This is a genomic window from Bacillus sp. Xin1 (genome assembly GCF_013314535.1).
GTDB lineage: Bacteria > Bacillota > Bacilli > Bacillales > Bacillaceae_G > Bacillus_A.
Genome location: NZ_JABUAE010000052.1, coordinates 1 through 22,466, shown reverse-complemented (window position 1 = coordinate 22,466; position 22,466 = coordinate 1). Strand labels below are relative to the sequence as shown.

The 22,466-nt window shown below is 36.5% G+C and carries 24 protein-coding genes and 2 tRNA genes; 3 read left to right on the top strand and 23 right to left on the bottom strand.

The window, feature by feature from the left end; all coding sequences use genetic code 11:
• Positions 1 to 6 precede the first annotated feature (6 nt).
• From HRG09_RS24900 to HRG09_RS24890, 3 genes are all read right to left on the bottom strand, one after another.
• A tRNA-Ser gene (locus tag HRG09_RS24900) sits at positions 7 to 97 on the bottom strand.
• A 3-nt stretch (positions 98 to 100) separates the two neighbouring features.
• Positions 101 to 175, bottom strand: a tRNA-Asn gene (locus HRG09_RS24895).
• 105 nt (positions 176 to 280) lie between these two features.
• Positions 281 to 745: a SprT family protein gene (locus HRG09_RS24890; RefSeq protein ID WP_174103524.1), complete on the bottom strand. Its 465-nt coding sequence runs from the start codon at positions 743 to 745 to the stop codon at positions 281 to 283.
• A gap of 256 nt (positions 746 to 1,001) precedes the next feature.
• Here HRG09_RS24890 and cmpA point away from each other — a divergent pair, with 256 nt between their 5' ends.
• Positions 1,002 to 1,118: a cortex morphogenetic protein CmpA gene (cmpA, locus tag HRG09_RS24885; protein ID WP_174103523.1), complete on the top strand. Its 117-nt coding sequence runs from the start codon at positions 1,002 to 1,004 to the stop codon at positions 1,116 to 1,118.
• Positions 1,119 to 1,227: 109 nt separating this feature from the next.
• Here the strand turns inward: cmpA and HRG09_RS24880 are convergent, their stop codons facing one another.
• The 6 genes from HRG09_RS24880 to acpS all read right to left on the bottom strand — a co-directional run bounded on the left by HRG09_RS24880 (position 1,228) and on the right by acpS (position 7,110).
• Positions 1,228 to 3,396 carry a Tex family protein gene (locus HRG09_RS24880; protein ID WP_174103522.1) on the bottom strand — a complete coding sequence of 723 codons (2,169 nt, stop codon included), beginning with the start codon at positions 3,394 to 3,396 and terminating at the stop codon, positions 1,228 to 1,230.
• A gap of 64 nt (positions 3,397 to 3,460) precedes the next feature.
• The gene (gene ndoA / locus HRG09_RS24875; RefSeq protein ID WP_003194532.1) at positions 3,461 to 3,811 is read right to left on the bottom strand and encodes a type II toxin-antitoxin system endoribonuclease NdoA; all 351 of its coding nucleotides are present in this window, start codon (positions 3,809 to 3,811) and stop codon (positions 3,461 to 3,463) included.
• A 4-nt stretch (positions 3,812 to 3,815) separates the two neighbouring features.
• Positions 3,816 to 4,103, bottom strand: a complete 288-nt coding sequence (locus HRG09_RS24870) for an antitoxin EndoAI (RefSeq protein WP_000004571.1) — start codon at positions 4,101 to 4,103, stop codon at positions 3,816 to 3,818.
• A gap of 250 nt (positions 4,104 to 4,353) precedes the next feature.
• Positions 4,354 to 5,523 (bottom strand): alanine racemase, encoded by a 1,170-nt coding sequence (gene alr, locus HRG09_RS24865; protein WP_174103521.1) that lies wholly within the window; start codon positions 5,521 to 5,523, stop codon positions 4,354 to 4,356.
• 120 nt (positions 5,524 to 5,643) lie between these two features.
• Positions 5,644 to 6,594 (bottom strand): LolA family protein, encoded by a 951-nt coding sequence (locus tag HRG09_RS24860; protein ID WP_174103525.1) that lies wholly within the window; start codon positions 6,592 to 6,594, stop codon positions 5,644 to 5,646.
• Between the two features lie 156 nt (positions 6,595 to 6,750).
• Positions 6,751 to 7,110, bottom strand: a complete 360-nt coding sequence (acpS, locus tag HRG09_RS24855; protein WP_174103520.1) for a holo-ACP synthase — start codon at positions 7,108 to 7,110, stop codon at positions 6,751 to 6,753.
• Between the two features lie 92 nt (positions 7,111 to 7,202).
• Here acpS and HRG09_RS24850 point away from each other — a divergent pair, with 92 nt between their 5' ends.
• Entirely contained in the window at positions 7,203 to 7,763 is a 561-nt protein-coding gene (locus HRG09_RS24850) for a rhomboid family intramembrane serine protease (RefSeq protein ID WP_174103519.1), read from the top strand.
• Between the two features lie 3 nt (positions 7,764 to 7,766).
• On the opposite strand, the gene uvsE is transcribed toward HRG09_RS24850, so the two are convergent.
• The 14 genes from uvsE to HRG09_RS24780 form a co-directional block, all read right to left on the bottom strand.
• The gene (gene uvsE / locus HRG09_RS24845; protein ID WP_174103518.1) at positions 7,767 to 8,729 is read right to left on the bottom strand and encodes a UV DNA damage repair endonuclease UvsE; all 963 of its coding nucleotides are present in this window, start codon (positions 8,727 to 8,729) and stop codon (positions 7,767 to 7,769) included.
• A gap of 92 nt (positions 8,730 to 8,821) precedes the next feature.
• Positions 8,822 to 10,390, bottom strand: a complete 1,569-nt coding sequence (cshA, locus tag HRG09_RS24840) for a degradosome RNA helicase CshA (RefSeq protein ID WP_174103517.1) — start codon at positions 10,388 to 10,390, stop codon at positions 8,822 to 8,824.
• A gap of 305 nt (positions 10,391 to 10,695) precedes the next feature.
• On the bottom strand, positions 10,696 to 12,072 hold the full coding sequence (locus HRG09_RS24835) for a UDP-N-acetylmuramoyl-tripeptide--D-alanyl-D-alanine ligase (protein WP_174103516.1): 1,377 nt from the start codon (positions 12,070 to 12,072) through the stop codon (positions 10,696 to 10,698).
• Between the two features lie 61 nt (positions 12,073 to 12,133).
• Positions 12,134 to 13,219 (bottom strand): D-alanine--D-alanine ligase, encoded by a 1,086-nt coding sequence (locus HRG09_RS24830; RefSeq protein WP_174103515.1) that lies wholly within the window; start codon positions 13,217 to 13,219, stop codon positions 12,134 to 12,136.
• Positions 13,220 to 13,459: 240 nt separating this feature from the next.
• Positions 13,460 to 14,734, bottom strand: coding sequence for an MDR family MFS transporter (locus HRG09_RS24825; RefSeq protein ID WP_174103514.1), 1,275 nt, complete (start codon positions 14,732 to 14,734; stop codon positions 13,460 to 13,462).
• A gap of 108 nt (positions 14,735 to 14,842) precedes the next feature.
• On the bottom strand, positions 14,843 to 16,258 hold the full coding sequence (gene bcaP, locus HRG09_RS24820; protein ID WP_174103513.1) for a branched-chain amino acid transporter BcaP: 1,416 nt from the start codon (positions 16,256 to 16,258) through the stop codon (positions 14,843 to 14,845).
• 336 nt (positions 16,259 to 16,594) lie between these two features.
• Complete coding sequence (locus tag HRG09_RS24815) at positions 16,595 to 17,767, bottom strand: homogentisate 1,2-dioxygenase (RefSeq protein WP_174103512.1); 1,173 nt, start codon at positions 17,765 to 17,767, stop codon at positions 16,595 to 16,597.
• On the bottom strand, positions 17,733 to 18,689 hold the full coding sequence (locus HRG09_RS24810) for a fumarylacetoacetate hydrolase family protein (RefSeq protein WP_174103511.1): 957 nt from the start codon (positions 18,687 to 18,689) through the stop codon (positions 17,733 to 17,735). Before HRG09_RS24810 ends, HRG09_RS24815 begins: the two co-directional genes overlap by 35 nt.
• Positions 18,690 to 18,765: 76 nt before the next feature.
• A complete protein-coding gene (hppD, locus tag HRG09_RS24805) occupies positions 18,766 to 19,884 on the bottom strand; it encodes a 4-hydroxyphenylpyruvate dioxygenase (protein WP_174103510.1) in 1,119 nt (372 codons plus the stop codon).
• A 366-nt stretch (positions 19,885 to 20,250) separates the two neighbouring features.
• A complete protein-coding gene (locus HRG09_RS24800) occupies positions 20,251 to 20,364 on the bottom strand; it encodes a DUF3948 family protein (RefSeq protein ID WP_174103509.1) in 114 nt (37 codons plus the stop codon).
• A gap of 61 nt (positions 20,365 to 20,425) precedes the next feature.
• Positions 20,426 to 20,539: a DUF3948 family protein gene (locus HRG09_RS24795; RefSeq protein ID WP_174103507.1), complete on the bottom strand. Its 114-nt coding sequence runs from the start codon at positions 20,537 to 20,539 to the stop codon at positions 20,426 to 20,428.
• A 61-nt stretch (positions 20,540 to 20,600) separates the two neighbouring features.
• Positions 20,601 to 20,714 (bottom strand): DUF3948 family protein, encoded by a 114-nt coding sequence (locus HRG09_RS24790; RefSeq protein WP_174103507.1) that lies wholly within the window; start codon positions 20,712 to 20,714, stop codon positions 20,601 to 20,603.
• 61 nt (positions 20,715 to 20,775) lie between these two features.
• Positions 20,776 to 20,886 (bottom strand): DUF3948 family protein, encoded by a 111-nt coding sequence (locus HRG09_RS24785; protein ID WP_174103506.1) that lies wholly within the window; start codon positions 20,884 to 20,886, stop codon positions 20,776 to 20,778.
• A gap of 77 nt (positions 20,887 to 20,963) precedes the next feature.
• Positions 20,964 to 21,074 carry a DUF3948 family protein gene (locus tag HRG09_RS24780; RefSeq protein ID WP_018782013.1) on the bottom strand — a complete coding sequence of 37 codons (111 nt, stop codon included), beginning with the start codon at positions 21,072 to 21,074 and terminating at the stop codon, positions 20,964 to 20,966.
• Positions 21,075 to 21,497: 423 nt separating this feature from the next.
• Between HRG09_RS24780 and HRG09_RS24775 the strand changes: the two genes are divergently transcribed.
• Positions 21,498 to 22,367, top strand: a complete 870-nt coding sequence (locus tag HRG09_RS24775) for a Cof-type HAD-IIB family hydrolase (RefSeq protein ID WP_375335775.1) — start codon at positions 21,498 to 21,500, stop codon at positions 22,365 to 22,367.
• The last annotated feature ends 99 nt before the right edge of the window (positions 22,368 to 22,466 follow it).

The window sequence follows — 22,466 nt, the reverse complement described above, 5'->3', positions numbered from 1 at the left end:
TATGAATGGCAGAGAAGAAGGGATTCGAACCCTCGCACCGCGTTAGCGATCTACTCCCTTAGCAGGGGAGCCCCTTGAGCCACTTGGGTACTTCTCTGTATGGCTCCGCAGGTAGGACTCGAACCTACGACCGATCGGTTAACAGCCGATAGCTCTACCACTGAGCTACTGCGGAATAAAAAAGACAATTTACATCTTATATAAATACATATTATTAGTCAAGTCATTTATACAATATCTTGTACAAACGTGACATGTTTATAATATACTGGATTGCTTTTTAACTGTCAAGGTGTTTTTTTATCTCTTTTAATCTTCCTTTACACTTTCCGCAAACATATCTTTTTGTATTCATTTGACGTCTTCTTACATATTGAAGAGCACATTCTATACATTCATACACATATGTTTTTGACTCTTTTTTCACTCCAGGTATTCTCTTGCAAAATCTAGGGGCTCCAATTTCCTTCAATAACTGACGAAAATCTCCATCACGATGTTGATACCCCTTCCCCATAATATGCAAATGATAATGACACAACTCATGCTTAATAACGCCAATCAATTCTTCTTTTCCATACACTTCATAGTAATGATAGTTTAATTCTATATTATGGCTTCGCAACAAATACCTTCCACCAGTTGTTCGTAATCGTTTATTAAACATTGCTTTATGTGAAAAATCCCTCCCGAAATATTGTAACGATATTTCTTCTACAAGTCTTTGAACTTCTTTTTCATTCATTTTATTCCCCCCAAAAACTAAAAATAAACTTACACTTTTCTTCTTTCTTATACATATATTAAGTAGTACATATACCCATCCTCATTCAAAAAGTGTAGCTTCTATGAAACACCTTCTCCTTCATTTATTCATAGAACTCCACTAACCAAACTCTTATAAGCAGTTCCCAAGACGGAGCTTTTCACTCACTTCAAATCTTTATCTCAGTCCATAGGGGGCTATTTGTTAGAGCCGGATTAAACAAGGAGGGATGCTTATGCCTACATGGCTCCGAAAACAAATGCAACGCGCATATTTCGAAAAAAACCGGTATCAAATTAAGTTACTAAATGAATGCTGGTTTTATTATAGCAAAATACATCAAAATTCCTGATAAAGTGAATGTTTAATCGGTGGGGGCTGAATCCTCCCCCACCGATTAAATCCCCAATAACATCCGTTCATGAAAAAAGAGCAGCGCTATACCTGCCCTCTCCTCATTATTATTCAATAGGTAACATCGATAAGGCAACGCGCCCTTTTTTCATATCAACATCATCTACCCATACCTTTACAATCTGTCCGACAGACACTACATCTAACGGATGCTTCACAAACTGTTTGCTCAGTTTAGAAATATGCACTAAACCATCTTGCTTCACACCAATATCAACAAATGCGCCGAAGTCAACAACATTTCGAACCGTTCCTTCCAACTCCATGCCACGCTTTAAATCTTCTAATTTGAGAATTCCCTTTTTCAAAAGTGGTTTTGGTAATTCATCACGCATATCTCGTTCTGGACTAATTAAAGCGTCTATAATATCGATTAATGTTGGCTCACCAATATTCGTGTCTTGAGATAATTTAGAAAGTTCCACCTCCTCTAAACACTTTTGTAAATGTGGTTGTCCTACATCATCAAGCGATAACCCTAGGCTTTTTAATAGTAATTCAACATTTTTATACTGCTCTGGATGAATACTTGTTCTATCAAGTGCATTTTTACCTTCTAGTATACGTAAGAAACCAATACATTGCTCATACGTTTTGGCACCTAAACGTGGTATTTTCTTTAACTCTGTGCGCTTTGTAAATTTCCCGTCTTCTTCACGTTTGTTTACAATATTTTTCGCAACTGTTTTTGATAATCCTGAAACGTATTGCAATAGTGCCACAGAAGCTGTATTCACGTTCACTCCCACTTGGTTAACAGCTGTTTCCACGACAAATGTTAAAGAATCATTCAATTTCTTTTGTGATACATCATGTTGATATTGTCCTACCCCAACTGATTTTGGATCAATTTTCACAAGTTCAGCAAGCGGATCTTGCAGACGCCGTCCAATTGAAACAGCACTTCTTTCCTCAACTTGCAGATCTGGAAACTCTTCACGAGCCAAATCAGAAGCGGAATATACACTAGCACCGGCTTCATTAACAATAATATAAAATACGTCTTGCTGTACAAATTGTAAAACATCTACTATAAACTCTTCTGTTTCTCTAGAAGCTGTACCATTTCCAATCGCAATCATCTGAACTTGATATTTGTCTATAATAGAAATAACTTTTGTTTTTGCATCTTCATATTTCCGAACAGGTGGATGTGGATAAATAACATCAATATGCAGAACTTTTCCTGTATCATCTACTACCGCTAACTTACACCCTGTTCGATACGCAGGATCTACCGCTAATACTACTTTCCCCTTCATCGGTGGCTGCAATAATAAATTACGTAAATTCTCAGAGAAAATGTGAATCGCTTGCTCTTCTGCAGTTTCAGTTAATTCTTTACGAATCTCCCTTTCAATTGATGGTTGAATTAATCGCTTATATCCATCTTCAATTGCTAGCTGTACATATAATGCACTTTTAGAAGATTCATCAAGAATCACTTTTTTATGTAAAAATCGAATAATCTCTTCTGTTGGTGGTGCGACAGAAATTTTTAAAATCTCTTCTTTTTCACCACGATTCATAGCTAATACGCGATGTGGCACAACCTTTTGCAAAGGCTCTTCATAGCCGTAATACATTTCATATATATTTTTTTCATCTTTTTCTTCATCTTTTACAGAGGACGCAACCATTCCTTTTCTAAAGGTGACATTTCGAATCCAGCTGCGATACGCCGCATCATCTGATACAATTTCTGCAATAATATCTTGCGAAAATTGCAATGCTTCTTGAGCGGACTGCACTTCTTTCTCAGCATTAATAAACTCCTTCGCCTTTTCTTCCGGGTCTTCTTTTGTAAACAGAAGTAACCACTCTGCTAAAGGTTCAAGTCCCTTATCCTTTGCAATTGTCGCTTTTGTTCTTCTTTTTTCTTTATAAGGACGATACAAATCTTCTACTTCTTGTAGCTTTGTTGCAGATACAATATGACGACGCAGGTCTTCTGTTAATTTTCCCTTTTCATGAATCAGACGAAGAACTTCTTCTTTCCGATCTTCGAGTTGCATCATATATTGCCATCTTTCTAAGATTGCACGAATTTGTACTTCATCTAAAGAACCTGTCCACTCTTTTCGGTAACGAGCAATAAATGGAACTGTGTTACCTTCTTCTGTTAATTGAATAACATGACGAACTTGCTTTTCTGTAAAGCCTAATTCTTTCACTAACATTTTCATTAACGCTTGTCGATTATCTACCATTTCCATATACAACCGAAACCTCCTCTAATAAAAAAAGTTGCCCCTAAAGAGAGCAACTTAAACTGCCGATTTAAAAATCTATTAGTCCTAAACTGATTTGCAAAGCTTCATCTACACGACTCATCATCATCTCATCTAAATGAGTGATTTTGTCTGTTAAACGTTGCTTATCGATTGTTCGAATCTGCTCGAGCAAGATAACTGAATCCCTCTCAAACCCATACTTTTTCGCATCAATTTCCACATGTGTGGGCAATTTTGCTTTCTGAATCTGTGCAGTAATAGCCGCCACAATCACAGTCGGACTAAAACGATTTCCGATGTCATTTTGAATGACAAGAACCGGACGAACGCCTCCTTGCTCAGAACCAACAACTGGGGAAAGGTCTGCAAAATACACGTCGCCGCGTTTTACAATCAAAATATTACCCCCCGCTAACTAAGCGTTCTACTGTATGAGCTGCTTCATACTCTGCTAAGAAAGCTTCAGATGCAATACCAAGATTAATTTTTCCCATTTCAATATACCCACGTCGCATAGATTCATGTTGGTAGCGTTTCTTCGTCTTATGTTGACGCAATAACAGTTGTGTTGCCTGGCAAATTAGTTCATGGCGATTCTTATTCTCTTGTTTTCCAATTCCGTCCAATTCCGTTACCACTTGCTTTGGCAACCGAACCACGATTTCAGTAGTTACACTTGATTCGGACACAAAAATACACCTCCACCGTCAACTACACACCCAAATATATATATGACACCTATTGTAATAATACCATTGTATGGGGCCTGTTGCAAAGACTTCCTTATTCCTTGTTTATGTTTTCCAATTCACAAATAAAACATTCACTCTCTTTTACTTTTTATCTCTTTCTAATAAGAAGTAAAGCGAAATCCCCATACGCGGGAACTTCCATCCCTATTGATAACTAGCAGGTAATAGCTGTCGTAAAGTCACTTACTTATATATCATTCAAATAATTTATGACTTCGACAATTTTACCATCTCGAATAAATATACGAGGAACTCGGAAGCTTATTGTTGTAATAATTTCATAGTTAATGGTTCCTGAATACTCTGCAACCTCAGTCGCACTAATACATTGGTCACCCTGCCTTCCGATAAGCGTTACCTTTGTTCCAATAGGAACCTCGCAAGGAAGATGGATCATAAATTGATCCATTGTAATTCGGCCTACAATAGGAACTCTTTTCCCATTCACAAGTACTTTAAACCCTTGCAATCTTCTAAGCCAACCATCTGCATATCCAATCGGTACCGTTGCTATCCACTCTTCTGTCTTCGTTCGATAAGTGATACCATAACTAATCCCATCACCTTTAATAACTTTTTTAATATGAGCAACCGTCGTATGAAGTGAAAGAGCTGGTTCTAATTTAATCGGTAAAAAAGGACGTATTTCCACAGAAGGTGTTAATCCATACATTACAATTCCCAGTCTAACAGCATTGAATGTAATGCCACGGAACCTCATAGTAGCCGCACTATTAGCTGCATGAATAAACTCTGGATTCACTCCAAATTCCTCAAGCCAACTTAACTGCTCCAAAAAAGTATTATATTGCTTATCAAAATAAGAGGTTTCCACTTCGTCTGCTGTTGAAAAGTGCGTATACACGCCTTCCAATTCGAAAAACGGAGCATCTTCTAAGCTACGCAAAAAACCTTTTAATTCTTTGCGCTCCCGAATTCCAATTCTTCCCATACCGCTATCGAAATTAATATGAAAACGTAACGGTACCGAACTATCCCAAATTTCTAGCGCTTTCTCAACCCACTCTCTTTGAAAAACAGTTAATGCCACATCATTTTCAGCAGCTACATTCACAACACGCGGTGACGATGGTCCTAACACTAAAATCGGCGCGGTAATACCTGCTCGGCGAAGCACTAATGCTTCATCCAAAAAAGCAACTGCTAACCGTGTTGCTCCAGCCTCTAATACAGTTTTAGCCACCGGCACATAGTCATGTCCATATGCATTCCCTTTTACTACAGCAAAAATCTCAACACTTTCCGAGATAATTTCTTTAATATGCGTTACATTGTTATAAATAGCATCCAAATTCACTTCTACCCACGTATCACGGTAAAATGATGATTCTTCCACAAAAAACACTTCCTTATATACGATATGCGAAGCTTATTCTTTTATATTCGTCTTTTTAGGAAATCCGTTCTTCAAAACAAGAAAAAACGTGATGCATATACATCACCACGTCTAAGAAGTTTATTTCACCTGTTTTGCCGCAACAGAACGTGCTATCATTAATAATTCATCCGGTTTTAAACCTTTAGACACGAGCATATATTCCACTCCGTTATGCGACCATGTTAACGAGTCTTTTGCTAGAGCACCAATTGTAAAACCAAGATCGACTAACTCTCCACTTACACTTATTGACGCTGAAGCTTCAGCGACCTTCGCCTTTTCTTGTATTAATGTAAAGGATTTCTTATTTCCAGTGTATGTGAGTATTGCACGTTTGCCACTATCTGTCTTTAACTCCTTCTCTTCATTTAAAACCATTCCTTGCGGAGTATCACGTGGATATAGAACAGCAAATGGTTTGTCTTCTTTTACTGTTGTTTGTACATCTACTTGCGCCCTAGACATATTTTGCTTCGTATCAAATGCACCCTTATCAAATTTTGTGTCAAACTTTACTTTTGAAAAATCTACTTTCACAAGAACATTTTGATCATTATCCATCAATTTTACTGAAACAGGCGCTAAATCACTTTTATTGAATTTAATTTCTTGCTTCGGTAGCATATTTTGATGGTGGTAATTCGTTTTTGTCTTAAACACGTAGTATTTATCTGTCTTCTCAAATGAAAGATTTTTCTTATCCTTTAAAATGTCTCTTACAAGTGATTCATATAAGTAAGCCTGACTGCTATTTTGTGGCCAGTCACTTTGAAATCGAAAACTTTTATTAAGAGCTGGTGTTAATACAAATACACCTTCATTATTTCTTAAAATGATTTGACTCTGATCTTTCTTTGTATTTTTTAAATTCACACGATAATAAGAAGGTTCTTTATGCCAAACTTCCACGTTATACTCTTGTGGTTCATTCCCCGTTTTAATAGATAATTTCGCTTCAGCTTGATAACTCTTCATGCCCTTAACCTTCGCTTCTAAATCTCGCACGACATCTTCTTGTTTCTTTTCCATACAACCCGCTAACAAGAAAACGGTCAATAAACCGACAATCACTAAAAATAGCCGCCTTTTCATCCTTTCAGCCCCTTTGCCCCTATAAATGAATGGAAGATATTCCTTCCTTATCGCTAACTCAAATATATGAGACAAAGATATAAAATATGCAGACTAGCGTGACGAGCTTTCTAAAACAACCTGGGCCACTGCAAATTCTCTACTATGACTAATTGATAAATGAATGATATGTTCCGTATTTGCAGTGAGAATCGGCTTGCCTCTATCATCATTTTTTATTTCAATATCTAAAAAGCTCACTTCTTTTCCGATACCAGTTCCAACAGCTTTCGAATACGCTTCTTTCGCTGCGAACCTTCCCGCTACAAATTCTACAAGACGCTTCCCTTTTAATTCAGAAGCAACACTACGTTCCTCCGGAGTTAAAATGCGATCCATAAATTTAAGCTTTCCATCTAGCATTTTTTCAATTCGATCCAGTTCGATAATATCAATTCCAATCCCTATAATCATTTCAAAAGTCCCCTTCTTCTATTTGTCTTCCTTCATTCATATTGTAAGAATAACAGAGAATCTTTCCGATGCAAAAGGAGTGAAAATATAAAATGCCAATATCACATATGCGGACCACCTTACAACCCGTCGTCCTCTCTTTACTTTGCTTGCAACTCATCATGATGATATTAGAGGATTTTTTCTTTTCTGATTTAGCTGCTTACAATGAATATATTTCTGTCGGGGAATGGTGGCGACTTATAACTTCTCTATTTATACATGTAGACTTTCAACACTTTCTTTCCAATAGCATTTGCCTATTTCTGCTCGGTCAATCTATCGAAAAACAGCTAGGTAGCATTCGCTTTCCTATCTTATTTTTCACCGCCGGCATTAGCGGCAATATTTCTTCTTATATGATTATGCCTATCGGATATATTCATGCCGGTGCATCAGGTGGGATTTTTGGTTTACTTGGTGCACAACTTTTTCTTTTATATAGTCGCTATCGTTCTTTTCAACCAAAAGAGTTAATTTTCTTTTCTTCAATTATATTTCTATTACTTCTTTTCACCTTCTTTAATCCTTCCGCTAACCCTATTAGCCATTTAACAGGACTACTAATCGGGGGGATTTGCACTCCATTTTTAACAAAAAAAACGATGGTGTAGAGCTTATTTTACATAAAAGCTCCCACCATCGATTATTTCCACCTCTGATTTTGTACCAAGACCTTGTATTAATTGAAATAAAGCTTCATCCTTCTTTTTGGCTTCAATCATACAATCAATTTGTGGAACACTACCTTTGATTTTCTGTAAAAAGGATAAAAATGCATCTACATCAATAAAATCTGCATGAGCTCTAGGATCATTTCCTTCCCGCGGACTAGAAATATGCATTTTGATTGGCAATAAAGAAGTTTCCCACGTCCCCACTACACGACCCCAATGTTCATACCAATCTTCTTCATCGTTATTCATCATATGATGATGCAAGTCAAACACGACGGGAACCGCCAACTTTTCACCTAGATATAACGTTTCTTTTAAGGAAAAAGTCGTATCATCATTTTCTAACATAATCATTTCTTGAATACTCACAGGAACATTTGACCAATTTTCAATAAAACGTTCTAACGCGAGTTCTTTATCATCATATCCACCACCAACATGTAACACGCAGCGATGCCTCTGCTTTATCCCCATTCCTTTCAGTAACTTCCGATGCATTTGAAGCGTCTTTATTGACTGTTTAAAAATATGTTCTTGCGGCGAATTTAATACAACAAAATGATCCGGATGAAAATCAAGCCTCGTCTTCATCTGATGCGCAAATTCCCCTAATTTTTTTAAATTCTCCTTTAAGGGACGAATATAGTTCCAATCCAGCAATTCTTCATGGTTTGCTAAAGGAATTAACTTTGAACTAAGCCGAAAAAAAGATATATCATGTCCCTTATTATGTTTTAATAACCTCAAACAATTTTCTAAATTAGAATTAGCAATCCTCTCAAGTTTATGAATCGCCGCTTCTCGATCCTTCATACGCTGAAACTGTGCGTACGTCATCGTTTGAGACGGAGATGCATTTTTCAAATGTACACTCATCGCTACATAACCAAGTCTTACAAGCATAAAGCCCCTCTTTTCTATACAACCTACTATGTAGTATGTACAATTACATAAATAAAAAAGAGGATATCCTTTTTTGGACATCCTCACTTTTATTAAGCTTGTGGCTTACGGCTATGATGTTTTCTTTCGCCGCGTCCATTTGAAGATCCTGGGCGACCTTGACCTTCACCTTTACGACCACGGTTGCGGTTACCATCACGGTTACCGTCACGATTACGACCATCACGGTTACGATCACGATTACGACCATCTCCGCCACGTCCATCACGACTACGGTTACGGTTACCATCACGGTATCCACTTCCGTTACCACCGCGTTTTTTAGAACCGCCACCTCTTGAAACAACTGGTGGTTCTGATGTTAAAGCGATTGGAGTTGTATCTGGCTCTTTTGTCATCATTTTTAAAGCAGCAGCTACTACTGTTACAGAGTCATTCTCTTCTAACATTTCTTCTGCAATACGCTTGTAGTATGATAAGTTATCATTTTCAATTGTGCTTTGAAGTTTTTCTGCGATTAAACGTTGTTGACCTTCTAATGCTTCGTCAAGTGTCGGTGCATTCATGCGGTCCATTTTACGTTTTGTTGTACGCTCGATATTTTTTAATTGTCCTGATTCACGTGGTGTTACAAATAGCATTGCAATACCTTTTTTACCAGCACGGCCAGTACGACCAATACGGTGAACATATGACTCTGGATCTTGTGGAATATCAAAGTTGTATACGTGAGTTACACCTGAAATATCAAGACCACGCGCTGCAACGTCTGTTGCAACAAGAACTTCGATAGAACCTTCTTTAAATTTACGTAATACAGACATACGTTTTGCTTGTGTTAAATCACCATGAATACCTTCTGCTGCATAACCACGTAAGTTTAATGCTTCTGATAATTCATCAACACGACGCTTTGTGCGACCGAATACGATTGCAAGCTCTGGAGATTGAATATCTAATAAGCGTGTTAATACGTCAAACTTTTTCTTTTCTTGCACTTCTAAATAGAACTGCTGAATGTTTGGCATTGTTACTTCTTTTGCTTTTACTTTAATGTGTTGTGGTTCAGTCATGAAACGCTCAGCAATACGACGGATTGGATCTGGCATTGTTGCTGAGAATAATAATGTTTGATGTGTTTCTGGCACATCTGTTAAAATTGCTTCAATATCTTCAATGAAGCCCATGTTTAACATTTCATCTGCTTCGTCAAGAACAACCGTCTCTACGTTTTGTAGACGAAGTGTTTTACGGTTAATATGATCTAAAATACGACCCGGCGTACCAACAATAATGTGTGGGTGTTTTTTTAGAGCACGAATTTGGCGGTTAATATCTTGACCACCATAAATTGGTAAAATACGAACACGTTTATGTTTACCAATTTTGTATAGCTCTTCTCCAACTTGAATTGCTAATTCACGCGTTGGCGCGATAACAATACCTTGAACCGATTCTTTATGTGTATCCACTTTGTCTAATAGTGGTAATCCGAATGCTGCTGTTTTCCCTGTACCTGTTTGTGCCTGTCCAATAATATCTTTACCTTGCAATGCATGTGGAATTGTTTCAGCTTGAATCGGCGTAGCCTCTTCAAAGCCCATACTTTCAACAGATTGCAGTAAAGACTCACTTAATCCTAATTCTCGAAATGTTGTCAATGTTACTTCTCCTTTTCTATCCTATACTTATCATTTAAAAAAAGGCGTTTTCCGAAATTGCGGAAAAGCCCTTTTCCTGAATGCTCACGTATATAAACGGGCGTATATTCTTCGCGAAAATACTTCTAAACGTTATTACACTTTATCAATTATAAGTTTTGTATGTGTAAAAAGCAAACCCAACTGTTACCTTATTTCATAATAAAGGGCTTTTTCTTTACTTTTATTTTTCAATTATTTACTGTAAGCGCTTATTAGAAGTTTCTACTATTTTTTCATCTGTCATCCCTATTTATATCCACCAATTATTTCAACATCGTAATAACTTCTTCTAACTTCATTCCGCGAGATGCTTTTACTAATACAACATCTTTCACATCAACAACTGCTTGTAAATCTTTCACAAGCTCTTCTTTATTGTCATATGCTTTTACACGCTCATTAGAAAAGTTAATTTTTGCCCCTTCAGCAATTTGCGCTCCTAATTTACCGTACGTAAATACATAGGAAATTCGAGCTGGATCAATTAATTTTCCCACTTCATAATGAAATTGTACTTCTTGATCACCAAGTTCTAACATATCACCAAGAACAACAACTTTTTTCGAAAATCCATCTAAACCATTCATTAAATGGAACGCTGCTTCCATTGCTGTTGGACTTGCATTATATGCGTCATTAATAATCGTTAATCCACTATCTGTTTTTACAATTTCCATACGCATACCCGTCATTTGAAGTGTTACTAAACCTTGTTTCATTTCTTCCCATGTTATACCGAAGTATTTCGCAATCGCCATTGATGCAAGGGTATTATACACATTATGTTTCCCAAGAACCGGTAGATAAAATACAGCATTCTCATCCTGATTCATCTTAAAGTACGTTCCTGTTGCCTGCAATGTTACAGAAGTTGGATAATAATCATTCGCCATTGCATCACCAAATGTAATCGTCTCAGCAGCTAGATCCATGTTCGGAACACGATTTGTTAAAAGCGGCTCATCACCATTGTATACAAATACTCCACCATCCTGTAATCCTGTAACAATTTCGAGTTTCGCTTCAGCAATCGCATCGCGAGATCCTAAATCCATTAAATGCGCTTCTCCGATATTTGTAATGATTGCAGCATTCGGACGAGCTAACTTAGATAAAAATTCAATTTCACCACGGCTAGACATTCCCATCTCTAATACAGCCATTTCTGTATTTTCTTCTAAATTTAAAATAGTAAGCGGCAAACCGATATGGTTATTAAAGTTACCCTCTGTTTTTTGAACCTTGAATTTGGTTGCAAGGAGACTTGTCACAATATCCTTCGTAGACGTTTTACCGTTACTTCCTGTTACACCTATAACTTTCACATCTAACTGATCACGATAGCTTTTCGCTAAGGTTTGTAACGCTTCAAGTGTGTCTTCTACAAAGATCACCGGTATATTCGTAGGAGGATTTTGTACATCCTTTTTCCAAAGCGTAGCTACAGCACCATTTTCAATTGCTTTTTCTACAAAAGAATGACCATCAAAACGATCCCCTTGAATCGGAACATATAAATTACCTTTTTCAATTTTTCGTGTATCGATTGATACACCTTGTACGGTAATTTCAGCATATTCCTCTACTAAACCCGTTCCATTCGTCATTTTCTCTACTTGTTTTAACGTTCGCTTTATCATAAAAACACTCCTTACATAGAGGAAGCACTATTCTTTTGAATAGTGCTTCCTCCTTTTTTTGTTAGATTGTATATTTAATTTTTTGCTTTTCTTCGTGACGCTCAATTGCCAAACGAATCAATTCTTCAATTAATTCTGGATACGGCAAGTCAGTATGTTGCCATAATAATGGGAACATACTAAATGGTGTAAATCCTGGCATTGTATTTACTTCATTAATATATACTTCTCCATCTTTCGTTAAGAAGAAATCAGCTCTTGTTAAGCCCGCACCATCTAAAGACTGGAATGCACGAATTGCATCTCTTTGAATCGTAGCTGACTCTTCTTCTGTCATTTCAGCTGGAATAATTAACGCTGTATCACCATCAATGTATTTTGATTTATAATCATAGAATTCTTTCTTAGGTACAATTTCACCTACAACAGAACATTTCGGCTCATCGTTCCCTAAAACGCCAACTTCCACTTCACGACCAACAATATTTTCTTCTACGATAATTTTGCGATCAAATTGGAATGCTTCTTCAAATGCTTTCTCTAATTCTTCACGATCATTACATTTATTAATACCAACACTTGATCCAAGGTTTGCTGGTTTTACAAAGCATGGATAGCCTAGCTTTTCTTCTACCTTTTCATAAGCTACTTGTGCATTTTTCTCCCATACACTGCGAATGAAAGATGCGTACTTTGCTTGCTTTAATCCGGCTTCCGCGAAAATATTTTTCATAACAACTTTATCCATACCGGCCGCAGATGCTAATACACCGTTACCAACGTATGGGATATTCATTAATTCTAATAATCCCTGTACCGTTCCGTCTTCACCGTTTGGCCCGTGTAACAATGGGAAAATAACATCAATTGTATCTTCCTTCTCAGAAGAAACAGGAATGATTTCTGTGCCTAATGATAATGGAGAAATTGCATTTTCCTCTCCGTTCATTTGTAATGCTTGCACACTTGTTACTTCACCTTCAATACGTTCACCACGCATCCACTGGCCTTGCTCTGTAATATAAATTGGATGAATCTCGAATTTATCTTGATTTAATGCTTTAATAGCAGCAAGAGCTGTTTGTAATGAAACTTGATGCTCTGCTGATTTTCCACCATATAATAAACCTAATTTAATTTTCGTCAATGAAATCACCCTAACCAATTGTTTTCATTTTTCTATTTTAGCACTTTTTATAAAAATAGGTAGTTCCTATTTGAAATAAAATGAAACTTCCATGAGTGATAGGCCCGTTTCCTTCATTATATCTTTTAAGCAATAATTCTAATCTCCTTGCACTTTCTTACAATAAATCCCATCCCATATTCTAGTTATGTACCTAAAATATATGAAGAAACGCTTCTTTTGGTGTATGTCACTTATTGATTAAGAAGATTGTTTCGCTACCGTTCCTTTTTGTCTCTGTTCTACAAGACGATCTAAAGAAATATATACAAGACCCGCTACTACACAGCCTACTCCTAATATCGTAAACAATAAATGCCCTAACAATCGATCAAGTAAAAATCCGCCAAGAAGCGGTCCAAATGCATTTCCTGTAATCCACTGTAAACTTGCTGCACCCATATATGTCCCGCGTAAATGTTCTGGTGCTAAATTGGCCACAAATGTCATTTGTACAGGCGACATAATCATTTCACCTAGCGTATATACCGCATAAACGACTAATAATGTTATTAAAATAACCGTAGCGTTTGTCCCAAGTTCACCAAACCACTTTGGAAGCCAACCGATGAAAAACAACCCAACTCCAAATAACCACGCCCCATATAACATCGTTCTTCCAACAGGTTTATCTGTTGCCCATTTTGAAATTTGAAATTGAAATAAGACAACTAGTAAGCCATTTAAAGCCATTAAATATGGATAAGGATTATTTTTACCAAACATCTCTTTCATTTCATTATCAAAATGAAGAGGAAGCATACCTTCTGTTTGGGAAAAACCCATCGAAATAATAATACCTGCCAACAAATAAATCATTAACACCTTATCTCGCAGGACAATTTTCCAGACAGCTTCTGATTCCTTTTCTTTATCCTTCCGTTCTTTCAATACAGTTTTCGGCATCGTTTCTTGAATAAGTATTAACACAAGAAGCGCATAAATCAGCATTGTGGATGAAGCAATAATAAACACCAGATTTTTTGAAAGCACAACTACCGAAGCACCCATAATTGGCCCGATGGCTGCTCCAATATTATGCCCCATTCGTAATAAACCGTACGCCTCCGTCCTTTTCTCAGGCGCTGTCACATCCGCTACCATCGCTGATGCCGCTGGATGAAATAACGAATTACTTAATCCTAAAAGAATAGACAAAATAGCATAAGGAATAAATCCTTCTATAAATAAAAAGCCGAGCATCAACACTGCATTACTCGCCATTGAAACGATCATAATCGGCTTTCTACCATATATATCAGCAATTCTGCCTCCTATCAAAGAACCAAAACTTGCCGCAATTGGAGAAAGCGCCATAATAATCCCCACTTGTAATAAAGAATCTACCTTATCTTTTAAATACAATGCAAAAAATGGCATTAACATCATCATTGCAATTCCATTCAATGTTTCCCCGATAAAACGGATCCATACGTTGCGATCCATCGCTTGTAACTCACGCCATGTCTGTTTCATTTACAACACTCCTTTAATTGGCCACTCCTTATCTTATATTAATTTTAGAAAAATGTAAATTTTCAAAACAAAAGATCCGTTCTATTCTATTTAGAACGGATCTTTTCTCTATAAATTCGCTACATCTTCTTCATCTTTTTTATTATTTAAAACACTATGCTTTCGACTATATAGGAAGTAAACGGCTACACCAATCACCATCCAGATACCAAAGCTCATCCATGCAGTTGCTGATAATTGAAGCATTAAATATAAACAAAAGATAACTGTTAACGCAGGTAAAACTGGTACAAGTGGCGCTTTAAAAGCACGTGGTAGATCTGGATGTGTTTTTCTCATTACGATAACTGCAACCGCCACAAGTGCAAAAGCAGATAATGTTCCCATGTTTACAAGGTGTGCTAATACATTTAAATCGATAAGCCCCGAAATAAGTGCTGCAATAATCCCTGTTGTCCATGTATTTAAAAATGGTGTTTTAAATTTCGGATGAACTTTTGCAAGACGCTTCGGTAATAACCCATCACGACTCATTGCATATGAAACACGAACCTGCCCATACATCATAACTAACATTACAGTTGTAATCCCTGTAATTGCTCCTACCGAGATAACACCCGCTAAACCATCTTGTCCAATAAACTGAAGTGCGAAAGCTACCGGATCAGAAATATTCAGCTGACCATAAGGTACAATCCCTGTCAAAATAAGTGAAACAATGATATAAAGAATTGTACAAATAAGTAATGATGCTATAATGCCAATTGGTAAATCACGTTGCGGACGTTTTACCTCCTCAGCTGCCGTTGATACAGCATCAAATCCAATGAATGCAAAGAATACTGTTGCAGCCCCAGCCATTACACCATCAAGACCAAACGGCATGAACGGTGTCCAGTTTTCCGGCTTTACATAATTAAAGCCAGCAAAGATAAAGAGTAATACAACTGCTATCTTAATAAAAACCATAATATTGTTTACGCGGGCACTTTCACGTACACCTCTAGATAAAAGAGCAGTCATAATTAAAATGATAATGACAGCTGGTAAATCAATAAGGCCACCCTTTCCTGTTCCAGGTGCAGAAGATAAAATGGTCGGAATATGAATTCCAAAGCCTTTTAATAAGGATTGGAAATAAGCAGACCATCCATTGGCTACCGCAGATGTCGCTAATAGATATTCCAACATTAAATCCCATCCAATTAAAAATGCAAATACCTCTCCCATCGTCGCGTACGTATACGTGTAAACGCTTCCCGAAACCGGGACAGAAGATGCAAATTCTGCGTAGCAAAATGCAGCAAAGGCACATGCTAATGCAGCTATAGCAAATGATAAAATGATAGCTGGTCCAGAATGTTTCGCTGCCACAACACCAGTAAGAACAAAAATCCCTGTTCCAACAATAGCTCCAATCCCAAGCATTGTTAAATCCAGTGCTCCCAATGTTCTTGCTAATGTTTTCTGTTTACTTTCTTGCATTAGTTTCGCAATCGGCTTTTTTTGGAAAATTTGTTTCATAGCATGCACCTCTAGTTTTTTAATTTTCAGAAAATTTTTAATTCGTGTTTTTATTTTACTCATAACATGTTTTTTAGTCAATACTTTTGTCGAAATAAACAGAAAAATACCTAAACAACAAAAAGAATGTAATATAATCAATGCATAGCCCCCCTCATTATCACATTTGTTCACCACATTAAATAAATTTATCATTCGACATAAAAAGGTAAGTAATATACAAATAATGTATATAGTTACATTACTATATCTTTTTATAATTATTTTTGATATTCTATACATTGTCGATTCCAACTAAAAAGAGGCATACTCATAAAATGAGCATGCCTCTTTCTTTTATTTCGTAGTATATGAACCTTCTTCAATCCAACTATACATATATTTCTCATCTTCCGTTTCATGCGCTTGTTTCACAATGCGAAGCGGACGGAATGTATCGATCATCACTGCTAATTCAATTGTTTCTTTTTTTCCTAAGCTCGCTTCTGTTTTTCCAGGATGCGGCCCATGCGGGATACCACTCGGGTGAAGCGTAATTGAGCCTTCTTCTACACCTTTTCTACTCATGAAGTTCCCTTCCACATAATAAAGAACCTCATCACTATTTACGTTACTATGATAATATGGCGCTGGAATTGCGTCTGGATGATAATCATATAAACGCGGCACAAAAGAACAAATAACAAAGTTATGCCCTTCAAAAGTTTGATGGACTGGCGGTGGCTGATGAATACGACCTGTAATTGGTTCAAAATCCTCCACATTAAAGACCCAAGGATATAAGTAGCCATCCCATCCGACAACATCTAATGGGTGATGCTGCATAATATGTTTATGCATATATCCTCTCGACTTTGTCATGACCACAAATTCGCCTTTTTCATCATATGTCTCTAACTTCTCTGGCCCCCTGATATCTCTTTCACAGAAAGGACTATGCTCTAACAATTGACCATATTCATTACGATAACGACGCGGTGTTGTAATTTGGCTATTCGCTTCTACAACAAGAAACTTAGACTCTCCCTCATCTGGAAGAACGCGATAAATTGTTCCGATTGGAATCGTTACATAATCACCTTTACGATAATGAATCGTTCCAAACATTGTCTCAATTTTCCCAGTTCCATAATGAACAAATAACATTTCATCTCCATCACCATTGCGATAGAAATAATCCATTTTTTCTGTCGGATTCACAACGCCTATTAATAAATCCTCATTCCCTAATATAAAGTTCCTTCCACTTACTGCATCACCAGTTTTTCTATTCTCTTTCGTGCGAAAATGACGATGAGCAAGCGCTACATCTTCTTCATACTGCAACTGACAGGAATGCGCTAGCGCGGCGTGTCCTACTTCAGTTGGCATATAATGATGATACAAAATAGATTGTGTACCAGAGAAACCTTTCGTTCCCATCACCTGTTCACGATAAAGTGATCCATCTTCTTTACGAAATTGCACATGTCGTTTATGAGGAAGCTCCCCCATGTGACGATAATACATGCCCATCACCCGCTTTCATTTCTTTTTTCACTGTATTACGCAATGTGCCAAGCCCAGTGATTGTAAGTTCTACAACGTCACCATCTTGTAACCACTTTTCTGTACCAAGTTCTAAAATACAGCCAGTACCAACCGTTCCTGAACCAATTACATCTCCTGGATATAACGTAACATCCGCTGAGGCACGTTCTATCATTTCTGCAAACGTATAGTAAATATCCTGAAAATTCCCTTTAGACAAAAGTTCTCCGTTGACGTGAGTGGTCATTTCTAAATTATACTGTTCACCTATGCGATAAGCTTCTAACTCCTCTTTCGTAACAAGATATGCTCCTAATGAAGTCGCAAAGTCTTTTCCTTTTGCAGGACCAAGCCCCACTTTCATTTCCTCAGCTTGCAAATCCCTTGCACTCCAATCATTCATAATACAGTAACCGAAAATATATTCTTCGGCTCGTTCACGCGAAATATTTCTTCCCTCTTTCCCAATGACACAAGCAATTTCTAATTCATAGTCAAGCTTTTGAGATTGTTTCGGGCAAGAAACCGTAACGTCTGGTCCAATAACAGCACGGTGATTTGTAAAATAAAAAACCGGAATATCATACCACTCAGGAACAACATCTAAACCACGTCGCCCACGAGCCGTTTTGACATGTTGCTCAAATGCATAAAAATCACGAATACTACCTGGATTGGGAATGGCTGCACAAAGCTGCACATCTTCCAAAGTGTACACGCCACTTGTTGGTTTTCGAATACCACGTACGATTTCTATATATTCATCCGCTTTCTCTAAAAAAGCGAGCATAGATGAAGGAAGAGTTCCATTACTCGCTAGATTCATATCGATGACTTTGTCACCTTCCAGCCAACCTGCACGCATTTCTCCTGAAGGAAGACGAAATGTAATAAATTTCATCACTATTCCTCCTCATCGTTTATATAAAGTGCAACTTTAATCAGTGGGGAGATCTCCCCACTGACCGATAACAATTTTATAGATTTCCGCGGCGCTCTTGTTCTCTTTCAATGGATTCGAATAAAGCCTTAAAGTTTCCTTCTCCGAATCCACGAGAACCTTTACGCTGAATAATTTCAATAAATAATGTTGGACGATCCACGATTGGCTTCGTGAAGATTTGTAGCAAGTAACCTTCTTCATCACGATCCACAAGAATCTTCAGTTCTTTTAACTTATCAACTTCTTCATCGATTTCACCAACGCGCGCTGTTAACTCATCATAATATGTGTCTGGTGTATCTAAAAATTCAACTCCATTGGCACGAAGCGCTTTAACTGTTTTCACAATATCATTTGTCAATAATGCTAAATGCTGTACACCTGCACCATTATAAAACTCTAAGTATTCTTGGATTTGTGATTTACGCTTTCCATCTGCCGGTTCATTAATTGGGAACTTAATACGACTTCCATTTGTCATAACTTTTGACATTAAAGCGGAATATTCCGTACTAATATCATCATCATCAAAATGAATCATTTGTTTAAAGCCCATAACGTTTTCATAATAGCTAACCCATTCTTCCATTTTTTCAACGTTACCAACAACGTGATCCACAGCGATTAATCCTGATTCTTCACTTGGAATATTGAATTCAACTTCTTCATAACCAGGCATAAATTTACCTTTATAATTTTTACGCTCCACAAGAGTATGGATTGTATCGCCATACGTACCGATAACAGCCTTTTTTAATGTTCCATGCTCATCCGTTAATTCTTCCGGCGGAGCAATCGAAACAGCACCTCGTTTTACAGCCTCCGAATAGGCCTTTTCAACATCGTCAACAAGTAAAGCTACGTCTTTTACTCCATCACCATGAGTTTTTACAAATTCCGCAATACGGCTCTCACTATTTAAAGTTCCAGACACAACAAAACGCATGTTTTTTTGCACAAGAACATACGATACCTTTTCGCGATTTCCTGTTTCCAATCCAGAATAGGCAACAATTTTAAACCCAAACGCTCTCGCAAGGTAATAACTTGATTGCTTTGCATTTCCTACATAAAATTCTAAATGATCGACATCACGTACCGGAAAGAAATCCTCCATTTGTGCAGCTAACGTATCCATAGATTTTTGTTTCATAAATTCCTCATCCCCCTGTAAATAAATTAAATATTACATACTTTAAAGAAATCGAAAACGCTTCCAGATATCACTAAAAAATTAGTTAGCAAGCTAACAAATTTCTGACTCTTAAAATTTTCTATCTTTTCTGTCAAATTCCTCTTTTTTTCTCTCATATAAAATTCGACTTTTTTCTCTTTACAGTAATAGGGAATTCCTACATATAAGGATATGATTGAATGATGTGGGTATAGAACAAATGAAAAAGCTAGTAGAATACAAAAAAGACTCTAACATATTAACTATCTATAATATGTTAGAGTCTTTATTTTTTTTGAATAATGGTACGAATAACATATGAGAAATTCCTCTTATCTATACTCATCATACTAATACATTTGCAAGGAATACAATAAATGCTGTTAATACTGCCGCTCCACCTGCTGCCCCTAATAAATCCATTTTTGTTACTTGTAATACTTGTTCCATACTCCTCATTCTCCTTTCAACTTTATTTTAAAACTCCTTATACAACTTCATTACTTGTACAAAACTTCTATTATACTAAAACGTTAGAAAGAAATACGATTAATGCTGTTAATACTGCTGTTCCACCTGCTGCCCCTAATAAATCCATTTTTGTTACTTGTAATACTTGTTCCATACTCCTCATTCTCCTTTCAACTTTATTTTAAAACTCCTTACACAACTTCATTACTTGTACAAAACTTCTATTATACTAAAACGTTAGAAAGAAATACGATTAATGCTGTTAATACTGCTGTTCCACCTGCTGCCCCTAATAAATCCATTTTTGTTACTTGTAATACTTGTTCCATACTCCTCATTCTCCTTTCAACTTTATTTTAAAACTCCTTACACAACTTCATTACTTGTACAAAACTTCTATTATACTAATGCACTTGAAAGAAATACGATTAATGCTGTTAGTACTGTTGCTACTCCTGCTGATCCTAATAAATCCATTTTTGTTAGTTGTAATACTTCTTTGTTTTCCATATTTCCCATTCTCCCTTCAATTCATAACTTTCTTTTTATGTAATACGATTCGTTCTACTGCTTGTACAAAGTTTCTATTATACTAAAACGTTAGAAAGAAGTACGATTAATGCTGTTAATACTGCCGCTCCACCCGCTGATCCTAAGAAATCCATTTTTGTTACTTGTAATACTTGTTCGATTTTCATATTTACCCTCTCCTTATTAATAGATATTTATATGTAATTCCGAAGAAATGATTAATTCATAGTTTTTATCTTAACGTTACATTAAATTATTTCGTGTAACGTTTGTAACATTAATGTAACATAATTTTTTCTACACTGCAATATAAATACGTAAAATTTATTACATTTTTTTTACGAAATTATTCAAAGGTATTCATAAACCCCTTTATATAGCATTTTTAAACACGTACACGTTTGTAACATTAATGTAATATTACAGTTACACAATAAAAAAGTAGTAAAAAGAGTCATAAATAGCTCTTCTACTACTTTTTATTTCAAAAATATAATTCTTCTATACACTAACATTTCCATAAAGTCCAAGATAAGTTTATATGTTTCCTAAAGATAACTATGTATAATAAAACCAAAGAGGTGGTCATTTTGAAATTAATCGCACTAGATATGGATGGTACATTACTATCATCTAATCTCGAAATCTCCAAAGAGAACTTACAAGCTATCCGCACTGCTCAAGCAGCTGGTCATATTGTAATGATTTGTTCTGGTCGTGCAAAAGAAGATGCTTTAAAGCTATTGGAAGAGTATCAATTATCACTTCCAGTTGGAGCAAGCAATGGGGCAATTGTTTATGTTGACGGAAAAGTAATTAACGCACGTTGTTTACAAAATGATAAAGTATACAAACTTGCAAAATTGCTAGAATCTGAAGGGTTTCCATATAAGTTGTACACAAATAAAGGAGTTTATGCTCCTTCTACATGGCAAGAAAAAGTTATGCATGCATTTGAGGAAAACAAGCATACACTAGATGTTTCACTAGAAGAACTTGAACGAATCACAGAAAAACAAAAGAAATCAAACTTAATTACCGATTTCCAAAAAATTGAGGATGTTGTAAATAATCCTGAATTAGAAATCTCGAAATTCTTCATTTTAACGTTTAATGCAGAGCATCGTTCACAACTACTGCATGTTTTACAAGAAGATACGGAAATTATGGTCACAGCATCCGCTTCAACAAATTTAGAAATCATGGACAAGCATGGCCATAAAGGAAATGGATTGCAAGAAATGGCATCTTATTTCAACATTCCAATTCAAGATACAATCGCAATCGGAGACAACTTTAACGATGTACCAATGCTTGAAGTCGCTGGTTTATCTGTTGCAATGGGAAATGCTGAGGAAGATGTAAAGAAATTATGTGATGTTATTACATTAACAAATGACGAGCATGGTGTTGCACATGCAATTGAGCAATATGTATTGCAACCATCATCAAGTAAATAAAATAAGGACTCTTTCATAATCGGAAAGAGTCCTTTTCTCTTATTTTTGTGTCGCTATTTGCCGAATAGTCGATATCCTTTGTCGAATCGCTCATATATT

Excerpts from the sequence above, each read along its gene's own strand:
- HRG09_RS24890 (WP_174103524.1), bottom strand. The coding sequence starts at position 745 with ATGAATGAAAAAGAAGTTCAAAGACTTGTAGAAGAAATATCGTTACAA.
- cmpA (WP_174103523.1), top strand. The coding sequence starts at position 1,002 with ATGCCTACATGGCTCCGAAAACAAATGCAACGCGCATATTTCGAAAAA.
- HRG09_RS24880 (WP_174103522.1), bottom strand. The coding sequence starts at position 3,396 with ATGGAAATGGTAGATAATCGACAAGCGTTAATGAAAATGTTAGTGAAA.
- HRG09_RS24860 (WP_174103525.1), bottom strand. The coding sequence starts at position 6,594 with ATGGAAAAGAAACAAGAAGATGTCGTGCGAGATTTAGAAGCGAAGGTT.
- acpS (WP_174103520.1), bottom strand. The coding sequence starts at position 7,110 with ATGATTATAGGGATTGGAATTGATATTATCGAACTGGATCGAATTGAA.
- HRG09_RS24850 (WP_174103519.1), top strand. The coding sequence starts at position 7,203 with ATGCCAATATCACATATGCGGACCACCTTACAACCCGTCGTCCTCTCT.
- uvsE (WP_174103518.1), bottom strand. The coding sequence starts at position 8,729 with ATGCTTGTAAGACTTGGTTATGTAGCGATGAGTGTACATTTGAAAAAT.
- HRG09_RS24835 (WP_174103516.1), bottom strand. The coding sequence starts at position 12,072 with ATGATAAAGCGAACGTTAAAACAAGTAGAGAAAATGACGAATGGAACG.
- HRG09_RS24825 (WP_174103514.1), bottom strand. The coding sequence starts at position 14,734 with ATGAAACAGACATGGCGTGAGTTACAAGCGATGGATCGCAACGTATGG.
- bcaP (WP_174103513.1), bottom strand. The coding sequence starts at position 16,258 with ATGAAACAAATTTTCCAAAAAAAGCCGATTGCGAAACTAATGCAAGAA.
- HRG09_RS24815 (WP_174103512.1), bottom strand. The coding sequence starts at position 17,767 with ATGTATTATCGTCACATGGGGGAGCTTCCTCATAAACGACATGTGCAA.
- HRG09_RS24810 (WP_174103511.1), bottom strand. The coding sequence starts at position 18,689 with ATGAAATTTATTACATTTCGTCTTCCTTCAGGAGAAATGCGTGCAGGT.
- hppD (WP_174103510.1), bottom strand. The coding sequence starts at position 19,884 with ATGAAACAAAAATCTATGGATACGTTAGCTGCACAAATGGAGGATTTC.
- HRG09_RS24800 (WP_174103509.1), bottom strand. The coding sequence starts at position 20,364 with ATGAGGAGTATGGAACAAGTATTACAAGTAACAAAAATGGATTTATTA.
- HRG09_RS24795 (WP_174103507.1), bottom strand. The coding sequence starts at position 20,539 with ATGAGGAGTATGGAACAAGTATTACAAGTAACAAAAATGGATTTATTA.
- HRG09_RS24790 (WP_174103507.1), bottom strand. The coding sequence starts at position 20,714 with ATGAGGAGTATGGAACAAGTATTACAAGTAACAAAAATGGATTTATTA.
- HRG09_RS24785 (WP_174103506.1), bottom strand. The coding sequence starts at position 20,886 with ATGGAAAACAAAGAAGTATTACAACTAACAAAAATGGATTTATTAGGA.
- HRG09_RS24780 (WP_018782013.1), bottom strand. The coding sequence starts at position 21,074 with ATGAAAATCGAACAAGTATTACAAGTAACAAAAATGGATTTCTTAGGA.